Origin of the sequence: Haloferula luteola, from assembly GCF_014201715.1 — a bacterium.
GTDB lineage: Bacteria > Verrucomicrobiota > Verrucomicrobiia > Verrucomicrobiales > Akkermansiaceae > Haloferula > Haloferula luteola.
In genome coordinates this window covers 14,544-26,920 of record NZ_JACHFD010000010.1, presented here as the reverse complement: position 1 = coordinate 26,920, position 12,377 = coordinate 14,544, and the positions used below count along the sequence as shown (strand labels likewise).

The 12,377-nt window shown below is 57.9% G+C and carries 13 protein-coding genes; 5 read left to right on the top strand and 8 right to left on the bottom strand.

Annotated features, from left to right (window positions below; all coding sequences use genetic code 11):
- Positions 1 to 84: 84 nt before the first annotated feature.
- On the top strand, positions 85 to 663 hold the full coding sequence (locus tag HNR46_RS10850) for a hypothetical protein (RefSeq protein ID WP_184018676.1): 579 nt from the start codon (positions 85 to 87) through the stop codon (positions 661 to 663).
- Here the strand turns inward: HNR46_RS10850 and HNR46_RS10845 are convergent.
- Positions 657 to 1,229 carry a hypothetical protein gene (locus HNR46_RS10845; RefSeq protein WP_184018674.1) on the bottom strand — a complete coding sequence of 191 codons (573 nt, stop codon included), beginning with the start codon at positions 1,227 to 1,229 and terminating at the stop codon, positions 657 to 659. The two genes, HNR46_RS10850 and HNR46_RS10845, sit on opposite strands and share 7 nt — an antisense overlap.
- 133 nt (positions 1,230 to 1,362) lie before the next feature.
- On the opposite strand from HNR46_RS10845, the gene HNR46_RS10840 reads away from it, so the two are divergent.
- From HNR46_RS10840 to hemB, 3 genes are read left to right on the top strand one after another with little or no spacing between them, the layout of a single operon-like run.
- Positions 1,363 to 1,560, top strand: coding sequence for a hypothetical protein (locus HNR46_RS10840; protein ID WP_221285121.1), 198 nt, complete (start codon positions 1,363 to 1,365; stop codon positions 1,558 to 1,560).
- A gap of 25 nt (positions 1,561 to 1,585) precedes the next feature.
- Positions 1,586 to 2,971, top strand: coding sequence for a cysteine--tRNA ligase (gene cysS / locus HNR46_RS10835; RefSeq protein WP_184018670.1), 1,386 nt, complete (start codon positions 1,586 to 1,588; stop codon positions 2,969 to 2,971).
- 3 nt (positions 2,972 to 2,974) lie between these two features.
- Positions 2,975 to 3,961 carry a porphobilinogen synthase gene (hemB, locus tag HNR46_RS10830; RefSeq protein WP_184018668.1) on the top strand — a complete coding sequence of 329 codons (987 nt, stop codon included), beginning with the start codon at positions 2,975 to 2,977 and terminating at the stop codon, positions 3,959 to 3,961.
- A 21-nt stretch (positions 3,962 to 3,982) separates the two neighbouring features.
- On the opposite strand, the gene HNR46_RS10825 is transcribed toward hemB, so the two are convergent.
- The 6 genes from HNR46_RS10825 to glmM all read right to left on the bottom strand — a co-directional run bounded on the left by HNR46_RS10825 (position 3,983) and on the right by glmM (position 10,041).
- A complete protein-coding gene (locus tag HNR46_RS10825; RefSeq protein ID WP_184018666.1) occupies positions 3,983 to 4,363 on the bottom strand; it encodes a DUF3127 domain-containing protein in 381 nt (126 codons plus the stop codon).
- Positions 4,364 to 4,387: 24 nt separating this feature from the next.
- The gene (locus tag HNR46_RS10820) at positions 4,388 to 4,864 is read right to left on the bottom strand and encodes a dihydrofolate reductase (protein ID WP_184018664.1); all 477 of its coding nucleotides are present in this window, start codon (positions 4,862 to 4,864) and stop codon (positions 4,388 to 4,390) included.
- 2 nt (positions 4,865 to 4,866) lie between these two features.
- Positions 4,867 to 5,676, bottom strand: a complete 810-nt coding sequence (locus tag HNR46_RS10815) for a thymidylate synthase (protein ID WP_184018663.1) — start codon at positions 5,674 to 5,676, stop codon at positions 4,867 to 4,869.
- 306 nt (positions 5,677 to 5,982) lie between these two features.
- Positions 5,983 to 7,824, bottom strand: coding sequence for a glutamine--fructose-6-phosphate transaminase (isomerizing) (gene glmS, locus HNR46_RS10810; RefSeq protein WP_184018662.1), 1,842 nt, complete (start codon positions 7,822 to 7,824; stop codon positions 5,983 to 5,985).
- A 15-nt stretch (positions 7,825 to 7,839) separates the two neighbouring features.
- Positions 7,840 to 8,679 carry a hypothetical protein gene (locus HNR46_RS10805; protein WP_184018661.1) on the bottom strand — a complete coding sequence of 280 codons (840 nt, stop codon included), beginning with the start codon at positions 8,677 to 8,679 and terminating at the stop codon, positions 7,840 to 7,842.
- A gap of 9 nt (positions 8,680 to 8,688) precedes the next feature.
- Positions 8,689 to 10,041: a phosphoglucosamine mutase gene (gene glmM / locus HNR46_RS10800; protein WP_184018659.1), complete on the bottom strand. Its 1,353-nt coding sequence runs from the start codon at positions 10,039 to 10,041 to the stop codon at positions 8,689 to 8,691.
- A gap of 162 nt (positions 10,042 to 10,203) precedes the next feature.
- Here glmM and HNR46_RS10795 point away from each other — a divergent pair, with 162 nt between their 5' ends.
- Positions 10,204 to 11,541, top strand: a complete 1,338-nt coding sequence (locus HNR46_RS10795) for an alkaline phosphatase family protein (protein ID WP_184018656.1) — start codon at positions 10,204 to 10,206, stop codon at positions 11,539 to 11,541.
- Here HNR46_RS10795 and HNR46_RS10790 read toward each other — a convergent pair.
- Positions 11,516 to 12,340, bottom strand: coding sequence for a histidinol-phosphatase HisJ family protein (locus HNR46_RS10790; protein WP_184018654.1), 825 nt, complete (start codon positions 12,338 to 12,340; stop codon positions 11,516 to 11,518). The genes HNR46_RS10795 and HNR46_RS10790 overlap by 26 nt on opposite strands.
- Positions 12,341 to 12,377 lie beyond the last annotated feature (37 nt).

Here is a 12,377-nt window from a genome sequence, read left to right as displayed (position 1 = left end):
CAAGCCGCTCTCGGTGAGAGGAATCCTCTGGACGCCAGGGATTCCTCTCGACCTTGTAAGCTGCAGACCTCTTGCTTTGCGCCGATGACTGAAGATTCCTCCGAAATGCCGACTCCTGAAGTGGGCGACGCGCCCAAGGCGGCGAAGAAAGCCGTTCGCAAATCCTCCCGCAAACGTGCGGCGAAGAAGGCGCCTAAAAAAATTGAGGAAGCGGAAGGATCCGCTCCGGCAGCTGAGGCGGTTCCGGTAGAAAGAGCAGAAACTCCGGCGGCTTCGCCCAAGCCGGAATTTTCTGAAGTCAGACGGGAACCCTCTTCGGAATCGGCGGAGAACTTCTCCGATTCCGATGATCGGGGGGATCGGATTCCGGTGATGGAGGAGCCAGCAGGGGGCTCGGATGAGCATGGTTCCGGAAAGCGTCGTCGTCGCCGCCGGCGGAGAGGTGGTTCAGGCGGGGAGGAGCGAGGAGAGGAACGGACCCATCCTCCTCAGCGTCCGACTTTGGATCCTGAGCAAGTTGCCAAAAAGGCGTGGAAGATCTTCTTGGCTGAAGTCAGCGAAGAGGGATTGGCTCTGATCAATGACAACGATGCTCGAGAGCTGAGCCGCCGCAGTTTTCGGTTAGCCGAACTCTTCCTCGAAGAGGCTTCAAAGCATCACTGAGGTTCTTTCCCAAGATCTTTTGTTGAGGCGAGCAGAGCGCGAATCTTCGCGACCTGCTCGCTTTTTTGCGTAGCTTCGGCGAGTTGCAGACGCAGTTCAAGAATGTCTGGATGGTGGAGATCCTGGGGATTCATGTCCGCAAGGAGTTCCGATGCGCGATTCCAATCGTCGATGGCTAGGCACCCTTCCAGTTCGTCCCGAAGGGTGAGGGAGGCGCTCTCAAGGGGGGCTTCGGAGTAGGTCGCCCAGCGGGCCTGTTCGGGGAGTTTGTCCGCTTCAGGGCCGGTCACTTCTTCCAGATAGACGTAGTCATCGCCTTCACGCACCTGGCGGAAATGATTGAAGATGAGAACGGCAAGGAGGCCGAGACCTGCGAGCGAAATCTCCATCAGGAAGGGCGTGCTGACGATCCCTGATAAGAGTCCGAATGCTTCGCCCACTGCGCCGGGAAGAAATCGACCCAGGGATGCGATCACCAGGACCAAGCCAACGGAACCAATAACTCCGGCTCCGACCAGGATTTGTTTTCGGCGACTGGGTTCGTCAGTGGAGTTGGGGCGTGCCATGGATGGAGGTAGAATGGGGGGGCTTGGAAGATTTCGCAACTCCCAGGAGAAAGACTGATATTTAAAAAGAATTGATTATTTTCCAAAAAGAGATTCTTTGAGGGGCGTGTTTTTGCTCCGATTTCTCACTGGGATGGCCGTCTTAGCCGGGGGTGCTGCCTGTGCGAGTCGATTTTTTTCAAAGAATGCGGTGCATACTGGCGTGTCGGCACCCTCTGCCGTTTCGCTTTCCATTCCAGTGGAGGTGATCGAGGTGGGCGGGGATCCGGTGGTGAAGCGCATTCCGATTGATGCGACGGGTGGATTTTCCATGGAGAGGCGGTTGAAATGATCCCGGCCTGCCGCTAACAGGCGTCATGCGCCTGTTCGACACCCTATCCCGCGAGACGCGGGAACTCCGCCCATTGGATGGTTCGACGTTTCGCTTCTACTGCTGCGGACCGACGGTTTATGGGCCGGCGCACATTGGGAATTTCCGCACCTTTGTTTTGCAGGACGTATTTCGGCGGGTGCTGGAAACGGGCGGGACCCGCACGTTGCACGTCCGTAACATCACCGATGTCGACGACAAAACGATTCGCGATTCTCAAGCGGCGGGGATGCCGCTGAAGGCTTTCACGGATCAATGGAAGGATAAGTTCCACGCCGACTGCAAAGACCTGAACTGTCTTCCTCCTCACATTGAGCCCGGTGCGGTGGAACACATCCCCCAGCAGATCGCGATGATTGAGGCTCTGGTGGAGAAGGGACATGCTTATGCTGCCGCGGATGGTTCAGTTTATTTTAGGATCGCCTCCTATCCAGAATATGGCCGCCTGAGCCATCTGGACACTCGTGAACTGGTGTTGGGTAAGACCCAGGAGCAGCGGGCGAATGCCGATGAGTATGAGAAGGACAGCGTGGCAGATTTTGTTCTGTGGAAGGCGCGCCGGCCGGAGGATGGAGAAAACTATTGGTCCTCGCCGTGGGGAGAGGGTCGGCCGGGATGGCATTTGGAGTGCTCGGCGATGATTCGCGAATACTTGGGTGAATCCTTCGATCTGCATTCCGGAGGAGTGGATTTGGTGTTTCCCCACCATGAAAATGAGATCGCACAAAGTCGTTGTGCCTGCGGAGGGCATTTCGCATCGCATTGGTTTCACACGACTCACCTGTTGGTCGACGGAGGAAAAATGTCGAAATCCTTGGGGAATCTGTATACCTTGAAAGATTTGGCGGAGCGAGGGCACACCCCCATGGAGGTGCGCTACGTGTTGATTGGTGCACATTATCGGAAGCCTCTCAATTTCACTCTGGAATCGTTGCAAGGAGCACGCGAAGCCTTGTCGAAACTCTCAAAAGGAGCGCGGAATCTGGCTTCAAAAGCAGGGGAGGGGCATGTTCTGACGGACGCCGGATTCGGTCCATTTCAATCGGCTTGGGAGGGACTGATGGACGACCTGAACACTCCGGCCGCACTCGGGGGGCTATTCACTGGATTGAAAGAGTCCGCCCAGCTGGAAGGGGCGGATGCGGCTGCGGCGCTCGCGGGATTCAATCGGGTACTGCGGGCCTTGGGGTTGCAGCTGCCCAAGGAGGAAGTTGCGGAGATTCCTGAGGCGATTCGAGTCCTGGCCGAGGAGCGCTGGGAGGCCCGACAAGCAAAAGACTGGGCCAAATCGGATGCTCTCCGGGATGCCCTTGCGGCTCAGGGGTGGGTGGTGAAGGATGGTCGCGACGGATACGAAATCCAACCAGCCTGATCGATGCACCTACGTCCTCGCCGCAACCGCCGCACGTCTGCCATCCGCGCCCTGGTGCGGGAAACGACTCTTAGCCCGTCGGATTTCATTCAGCCCCTGTTCGTGCATGATGGTACGGAGGATATTGCGATCGCGTCGATGCCAGGGTGCACCCGCTGGTCATTGAGCGGGCTGGTGAAGGAGGCTCATGAAGTTTTTGCCGCAGGTGTTCCTGCGGTGGTGTTGTTTCCTGCCATTGCGGAGTCGTTGAAGACTCCGGGAGCCGAGGAGGCATGGAATCCAGATGGCTTGGTTCCTCGTGCCATCCAGGCATTGAAAGAAGCCTTACCCGATCTGTGCGTGATCACGGATGTGGCCTTGGATCCTTACAATTCGGATGGTCATGACGGTTTGGTGGAGAAAGACGAGCAGGGAGGATTGCACATCCTGAATGATGAAACGGTCGAGGCGCTTTGTCTGCAGGCTTTGTGTCACGCGGATGCCGGAGCCGACATTGTCTCGCCTAGCGACATGATGGATGGACGGGTGGCGGCGATTCGATTTGCCCTCGATCAAGAGGCGTTCGAGCAGGTTTCGATTCTGAGCTACGCAGCCAAATATGCCTCTGCTTACTACGGCCCCTTCCGGGGAGCACTCGATTCTGCACCAAAGGCAGGGGACAAGAAGACTTACCAAATGGATCCAGGAAATGCCCGTGAAGCGATCCGTGAGGTGGCTCTTGACGAGGCGGAGGGTGCGGACATGGTTTTGGTGAAGCCGGCGGGTCCCTATTTGGATATCATTGCCCGAGTGCGCGAGAGCACCACCTTACCGGTGGCCGCGTATCAGGTGAGTGGCGAATATTTGATGATTGAGAGCTCGGCCGCCGCCGGGTGGATCGACGGCCGTGCTGCTGCGCTTGAGTCCCTGACGGGAATCAAGCGGGCGGGAGCAGACATGATCATGACCTACTATGCCAAGCGCGCTTCGCAATGGCTGAAGGAGGCCTGAGGGGATCCGGCCTAAGGGGCCTTAAAAAGGAATGTCGTCGGACTCGTCGGGTTCGTTGTCGAAAGCGGCGTCCATGGAACTGTTGACCTTTTGGCCGCCGGAAGGTGCAGGTGCTGCCGATGTTTCACCACTCGCCCGTTCGATGCGCCAAGCGTTCAGGTTCACGTAAAAGCGCTCCTTGTACTCGTTGCCGCGGATGTCGAACTGGACTTTGACTTCATCTCCGATGGAAAGGCTGTCGAGCTGGGCGATCTTGTCTTTCACGCTCTCGAACTTGATCATCTGCGGGTAGTTGCCATCGGGGACTTCGACGACGAATTCCCGTTTGGTGAAACCGCTGGCAAACGTTTGGGTATCGAAAAGCTTTTTGAGGGTGCCGGTGAGCTCGTAGGACTGAGACATGGGAGGAGTTTCAGGAATCGGATTTCAAGTTTCAAGCGGAGGCTTTCGCCGATAGCGAAGGACTTCGAAGGTATCGTGGGTTTCAAGAACCTCGGGGGCCAAAAAATGATTCTCGAATTCCGGGAAACGGGTGTCTCCGGGATAATCGTGGAAAACATGCGAGACGAGCAACTCGTCCAGCCGGGGAAGGAAAGCTCGATAGACCTGTGCACCTCCGATGATGAAGACTTCTTCCTCCAGATCGAGGTCATCGAGTGCACTAAGAGTCGGGAGAATTTCGATTCCAGGCGCGCTCCACAAAGGATCCCGGCTCAAGACCAGGTTGCGGCGCTTCGGGAGCGGGCGGCCGATGGATTCGTAGGTCGTTCGTCCCATGACGATGGGATGACCCGATGTGGTGCGTTTGAAGAACGCGAGGTCCTCGGGAAGGTGCCAAGGCAGAGTGCCTTGCAGGCCGATCACACGGTCCGCGGTCATGGCCACAATGGCGGTCAGTTTCATGATCAGACGGACACCTCAGCCTTGATGTGCGGGTGAGGATCGTAGTCGGTGAGAGTGAAATCCTCGAAAGAAAAGTCTTCGAGCCGGGTGACCGTAGGATTGATCTGCATGGATGGCAGAGGCCGGGGATCCCGAGTCAGTTGGAGGCGGGCTTGGTCGAGGTGGTTCTGGTAGAGATGGAGATCGCCGAAGGTGTGAATGAATTCGCGGGCTTGATAGCCGCAAACCTGAGCCAGCATTTGCGTCAACAATGCGTAGGAAGCGATGTTGAAGGGGACTCCGAGAAAGAGATCGGCCGAGCGCTGGTAAAGTTGGCAGGAGAGTCCGGGTTGTGCGGAATCGGGCTCATGGACGAAGAACTGGAAAAGGCAATGGCAGGGAGGCAGTGCCATGGATTCAATTTCACCCGGGTTCCAGGCGACCACGAGATGTCGGCGAGAATGGGGTTTCTCTTTGAGGTCGCGGACTAGCTCGGCGATTTGATCGACTTGGCCACCGTTGGGGCGTGGGAAAGATCTCCATTGTCTTCCGTACACCGGTCCTAGGTCGCCCTTCTCATCTGCCCACTCGTCCCAAATGCGGACGCCATGTTCTTTGAGGTAGGCAATGTTGGTGTCGCCTTTCAGGAACCATAGGAGTTCATGAATGATGGACCGGAGGTGGAGCTTCTTGGTGGTGAGGCAGGGGAATCCTTGGCGCAGATCGAAGCGGACCTGGCGCCCGAAAACCGCCCACGTTCCCGTGCCGGTCCGGTCGGCGCGGTGCTCCCCGTTCTCGAGAACATCGCGGAGGAGATCCAGGTAGCCTTGCATCGGGAGGCATGCTGGGGACGCTGACGAAAACCGGCAAGGCCTCATTGATGCAGGAATTGGTGATCCGTGATCGCGTGATAGGAGAGCGAAGAAATGCGTTCATGCTCCCGACGTCTTCACACGGAACCGCCCTGCGGAAATCGTGGATGCACCTTTCACGACAAGCGATCCCCCAATGGCTTGCGGAAAGACAATTCCCCCGAAATGAAAGTCCCCGGACGCTGGTGACCCCCACCGACGTCCGGGGATTGATTTTTCAGGAGGGGGTAGAGAGGGAGTCCTTTCCGATCGGATCTCAGTCGGTGACTATTCGACGGTGACGGACTTCGCGAGGTTCCGGGGTTGGTCGATTTCGCAGCCGCGGTGGCGGGCAATGTGGTAGGAGAGGAGCTGCAGGGCGACGGCGGTCGGAATGGTGGAGACCAGAGGATGGCAGGCGGGGATCTCAATGACGTCGTCCATGAATTCCGCGGCTTCGTGGTCTCCTTCTGTGATGACGCCGAGGATGCGAGCGCCACGTGCCCGGCACTCTTCAACATTCCCTAGGGTCTTGTCTTTGCCTGGGATATCGTTGGCGAGTGCGATGACAGGGGTGCCTTCGACCAGCAAGGCAATCGGGCCATGCTTGAGCTCGGCGGCGTGGTAGCCTTCGGCGTGAATGTACGAGATCTCTTTGAGTTTGAGGGCTCCCTCCAGGGCCACCGGGTAGAGATATCCCCGCCCAATGAAGAAGGTGTGTTCGTGGTCTGCGTATCGCTTGGCGATATCTGCGATACGGGCACTTTGGGTCACGACCTTCTCGACCAGTTCGGGGAGTCTCTCGATTTCCCGGGCGAGGCGCGTTCCTTCTTCGCGGGAGAAGCGTCGACCTCGACCGAGTTTGAGAGCCATCATGAGGAGCACCGCCACCTGGCAGGTGAAGGCCTTGGTCGATGCCACGGAGATTTCAGGCCCTGCGTGCAAATACACGCCGCGTCCCGTTTCCCGGGAAATGGTGGAACCGACGACGTTACACAGTCCCATCACAAAGGCGCCTTTCTGATTGGCCTCACGGACGGCAGCCAAGGTGTCGGCCGTTTCTCCAGACTGTGAAATGGCAACGACGAGATCGCTACGAGTGATGAGGGGGTTGCGGTATCGGAATTCAGCGGCTTGTTGAACCTCCGCGTGGACATCGGCGAGGTCTTCAAAGGCGTACTCACCGACGAGCCCTGCGTGAAGGGAGGTTCCACAGCCGACCATGACCACCCGCTGAATTTCCGCGAGGTCGCGAGCAGACGATCCCATGCCCGAGAGCACCGACGAGCCGAGGTTGAAGTCGAGTCGGCCACGAATGGCGTTGCGCAGGGCATCGGGCTGCTCATGGATCTCCTTGAGCATGAAATGCTCAAAGCCTCCTTTTTCCGCCGCTTCGGCATCGAAGCCGAGTTCCGCCACCTCGCGGGTCACCGGAACCTGATCAAGATCGCGAATTTCGACATGATCGGCCGTGACGATGGCGATGTCATTGTCCTCCAGATAGATCACCTGCCGGGTGTGGGAGATGATCGCGGAGGCGTCGGATGCGATGATAGTTTCACCGTCGCCGACTCCGATCACAATCGGGCTGCCGCGGCGTGCGGTGATGATGCGATCGGGTTCGCGTGCGGAGACCACGGCGATGCCGAAGGTGCCTTCCACTTGATGGAGGGCATCGCAAACGGCTTGGAACAAATCGCCCTTATCGTTGTCGCCAATCAGATGGGAGAGGACTTCAGTGTCCGTCTCGGAGTAGAAGTGATGCCCTTTCGATTCGAGGCGGGTTCGCAGAGATCGATAATTCTCAATGATGCCATTGTGCACGAGCGCGATGTCGCCGCTTTCATCAAGGTGCGGGTGAGCGTTGATTTCAGTTGGCGGGCCGTGAGTGGCCCAGCGGGTGTGGGCGATGCCGGTATTGCAGCGGGCAAATCGTTCCGCGGGCCAATCGTGTCGGGCCTTTTCGTGAAGGGAGGCAACTTTCCCCGGGGCTTTGCTGACAATCACCCGGCCATCCTCCAGCACGGCAAGACCTGCAGAATCGTAGCCGCGATATTCGAGGCGGCGAAGGCCGTTGATGAGAATGGAGGGGGCGGAGGCTTTACCGATGTATCCGACGATGCCGCACATGATGTGAGAAAGAAATTAGAGTGAGCTGGGGAGGTCAGTTTTGACGATTTGTCCCGGGAGAGTCGAGGTGCCCGTGCCCAATTTTCGGCCGGGATAAATGGATGTGTGAATGCCGGTGTGGACGCCATCGCCGATGATCGTGCCGAATTTCCGGCGACCGGTATCAACGAGAGAGCCGTCGATCAGGGTCCGATGGTTTTTGCCATCGTGGCGCAGATTGGAGGTCACCGTGCCGGCACCCAAATTGACTTTTTCGCCGAGAATCGAGTCGCCGACGTAGGACAGGTGTCCGACGTTGGTGCCGGAGAGCAGGATGGAATTCTTGATTTCAACAGCATTTCCGACGTGGCAGCGGTCGCCAATCGAAGTGCTCCCCCGCAGGTAGCAGTTGGGGCCAATTTTGCAATCGGAGCCGATGACCACATTGCCCTCGATGACGACTCCAGGAAGGATGCGCGTTCCAGGACCGATCACCACCGCTCCATCGATGACGGCGAGAGGGTGAATTTGACCAGTCGAGCGAAGGGTGGCCATGGTCTCGAGGTCGGCCTCCATCGCACCAACGTAGAGTTCTTGAGCCCGTAGCAGGTCCCAAGAGTGGACGATGAGGAAAGACTCCTGCGCGGGAAGCTTGGAGTCGTCAGAAGCGGAGGATGTTTCCAGCCAAGCGAGGCGGGTACCCGAGGCGTCCATCAAAGAATGGGCGCCGCTTGTCTTGAGCTCTGCGAGGTCGTTTGGAGAGATCCAGGCGTGAGGATGAAAGCTCCAGCGGGAACCCCAGGCTCGGTGGTGGTCTCGAAGGGGACGATTTCCAATCGGGAAATCGGGGATGCTGCGGTGGTCGAGGACAGGCATGGTGGCGAGTTAGGCGGCTCCGAGTTCTTGCTGGACCACGCGGATGAATCGGCCCGTCCATTCCTCCACGGTGGCGGCGTCTCGGTGTTCCACAAGAATGCGGATTTTGTTCTCGGTGCCGGAATAGCGGATCAATTGGCGGCCTTCGTTCCCGAAAGCCGCTTCTGCCTCCGCCATGGCCTGATTCAGCAAGGGGAGGGTGGAGATAGGTGGTTTGGAGGCCACGGGAAGATTGATGAGTTTCTGGGGAAACTCCGTCATGCAGTTCGCCAATTCTGCCAGAGACGCCTGCCGGCGCTTCATCATTCCCAGCACTTGGAGTGCGGAGAGGATGCCGTCGCCCGTGGTGGCGTGGTCGGCGAAAATCAAGTGTCCGGAGTTTTCTCCGCCAAAGGAGCTGTGGTTCTCTCGCAAGGCTTCAATGACGTGGCGGTCGCCCACTGCGGTGGTCAGCACCCTGATGCCGTTCTTTGTCATGGCTTCATGGAGGCCGAGATTGCTCATCACGGTCACCGCAATGGTGTCGCCTTTCAGCTTCCCTTGTTCCTTCAATGCCAATGCGCTGAGGGCGAGAATGCGATCGCCGGAAACCGGGGTCCCGGTGGCGTCGGTGAAAATCACCCGGTCGGCATCCCCATCAAAGGAAATCCCGAGATCCGCTCCGTGGGCGCGCACAAGTTGTCCGGCATGTTCCGGATGCAGAGCTCCGCAGCCGTCATTTATGTTGATGCCGTCTGGGGTGCAGCCCGTCTTGATCACTTCTGCACCGAGTTCCCGAAAAATCAGGGGCGCGATGAACCAGGCGGCTCCATGGCCGCAATCGACGACAATTTTGAGGCCATGCAGTGGGATGTTGTCGGCCGTGTGCTTGGCATACTCGATATAGCGGCCCCGAGCATCGTCGATGCGGTGTGCTTTGCCAATTTGAGCCGGTGGTACTGCAGGGGCATCGCCTTCCTCTCCGAGAATGTGGCGCTCGATCCATCCTTCAAGCTCGTCGTTGAGTTTGAATCCATCGGGTCCGAAAATCTTCAGGCCATTGTCTTCGAAAGGATTGTGCGAGGCGGTGAGCATGATGCCAGCTGCGCAACCCATCGATTTGGTAAGGTGGGCAATCGCGGGGGTGGGGAGGGGGCCCGGTAGGTAAACATCCATGCCCGACGACACCAGGCCAGCCGTCAAAGCGGTCTCTAGCATGTAGCCTGATATCCGGGTGTCTTTTCCAACCACCACCCGATGGCCTCGCTGACCCTTCGATTTGAGCACCTGGGCGACCGCTTGACCCACACGGAGAGCGACTTCCGGAGTGATCGGAAATTCATTTGCCCGACCTCGAATGCCATCAGTCCCGAAAAGCTTCATGGGGATTTTTAGTTCAAAAAATCCTGAACATGCAATTCGGAAATGCACGAAAAGTGGGGGTCGGCAAGAGAGGGATAAGAGTGATGTTCACAAAAAACTGAACATTTCATCAGGCGAGGATTTGATCTGGCATCGTGAGCAGGCTGGCGGAAGGGTGGGGCCATGCAGAGAACGGCAGTGATCAATGTCGTCGGGCTTTCTCGATCCTTGCTGGGTGAGAGAATGCCGCGTCTTACGGCATTTGCGGAAGAGCGGGGGACTCAATCGTTTGCTCCGGCTTTTCCCGCTGTCACCTGCACTGCTCAGTCCTCAATGCTGACGGGCCAGCCACCATCGGATCATGGGATTGTGGCGAATGGCTGGTATGATCGCGAGTCCGCAGAAGTGCGATTTTGGAAACAGAGCAATCGCTTGGTGAGGTCGCCCAAAATCTGGGAGGTTCTGAGAGCTAGGTATCCATCCTTCACCTGTGCGAATTTATTCTGGTGGTACAACATGGCCACTGCCGCAGATTTCGCGATGACTCCCCGGCCTTTGTATCCGGCAGATGGTCGCAAGGTTTTCGATATTCACACTCAACCCTTGGAGTGGCGAGAGGAAGTAAAAGGGGACTTGGGGGACTTTCCTTTTCCTGCCTTTTGGGGGCCTGCTGCTGGAATTGCCGCCTCGGAATGGATTGCTCAGGCAGCTCGCTGGACCGAAGAAAAGGCACAGCCGACCCTATCCCTCGTCTACCTGCCCCATCTGGACTACGGTCTGCAAAAGTGGGGGCCAGAAGCGCCTGAAATGGTTGCAGAATTGGAGTCCATTGACCGGGTTGCCGGGGAACTGATCACTTTCTATGAGGAGCGTGGCATTGCGGTCCGGGTGGTATCGGAATACGGCATTGAGGCGGTCGACCGGCCAATTGCGATCAATCGCGAACTTCGCAAGCAAGGCTGGCTCCAGGTCAAAGACGAACTGGGTCGAGAAACTTTGGATGTTTTCGGCTCTGAAGTGATGGCTGTGGCCGACCACCAAGTGGCCCATGTCTACTCGGTTCACGGTCCGACTTCGGAGTTGAGGAGCTTCTTGCAGAGTCTCGATGGGGTGGCCGAAGTGCGGGACTCGATCGACGGGGACCGCAGTGGGGATTTCGTGGTGGTGGCGGAACCGGGAGCTTGGTTCAGCTATTATTTCTGGGAGGACGACGCGAAGGCACCGGACTTTGCGCGAACCATCGATATTCACCGCAAGCCAGGGTATGATCCGGCCGAGTTGTTTTTGGATCCCGCGCTGGCATTTCCGAAGTGGAAAATTGCCAGGTTCCTCTTGAAGAAGAAGTTGGGCTTACGAGGTTTGCTTGAAGTGATTCCTCTGGATGCCAGTCTGGTGAAGGGCTCTCACGGGCGCGACCAAGTGGCCGAGGGTTTTCAGCCCGTGATTCTCGGCGCCAAGAGCACGGTCTCGTCGGCAGAGGCCGTATTCGATGAGATCATTCGTACGGTTGAAGGGGAGTGAGGGGACTAAGAGGCTCGAAGCTGCGTCGGCGGTCCTCGAAAAGAGCTGTTTCTCGATAACCGCACGCATGGGCGAGGGTGATGGCTCTTTCGAAGTCCCGCGCCACCTCGGTGGGGGCATGGGCATCGGAGGAAATGACCAGAGGGATTCCGGCTTGGTGGGCCAGTGAAAGGAAGCTCTCGCTGGGATACGCCTCGGCACAAGGTTTGTGCCAACCCGCGGTATTGAGTTCGATCGCTTTGCCGGAATGGGCGATGGCTTCGATGGCCGGCTCGTAAAACCTGCGGAGGTCCCCGGCGGGACGAAAAGAGAATTTCTTGATGAGGTCGGGGTGGCCCAAAATGTCGAAAAGCCCGCTTTGGGCCATGCGAGCGTAGGTTTTCCAATAGTGGTGCCAGACCGCATCGACGTCCGTCTCCGCCCAGCGACCGAGCCACTTGGGATTGTCGAAATCCCAGTCGTCAAGGTAATGGACGGATCCGATCAAGTAGTCCCAGGAATAGCGTCCGGCGAGGTCCTCGATCCACCCCTCGCATCCCGGTAGCCAGTCGCATTCCAACCCCGCGCGGACGGGAATTCGGTCCGCAGCATGGCTGCGGGCCCGCTCGATGAGCCGAAAATACTCGGGGAGTTCTTTTTCCTCCATCCTCCAGTCGTCGAAGGGTTCGGGGAGAGCTGGTGCATGGTCGGACATGCCGAAGGCACTGATCCCTGAGGAGATGGCCGCGTCCACGTAGGCTTCCGGCTCCCCTTCGGCGTGGCGGCAAAGTGGCGTGTGCGTGTGGTAGTCTGCAGGCATGGGCGATTATGGGTTGCGGCGGTTTCCTAACGGGCTC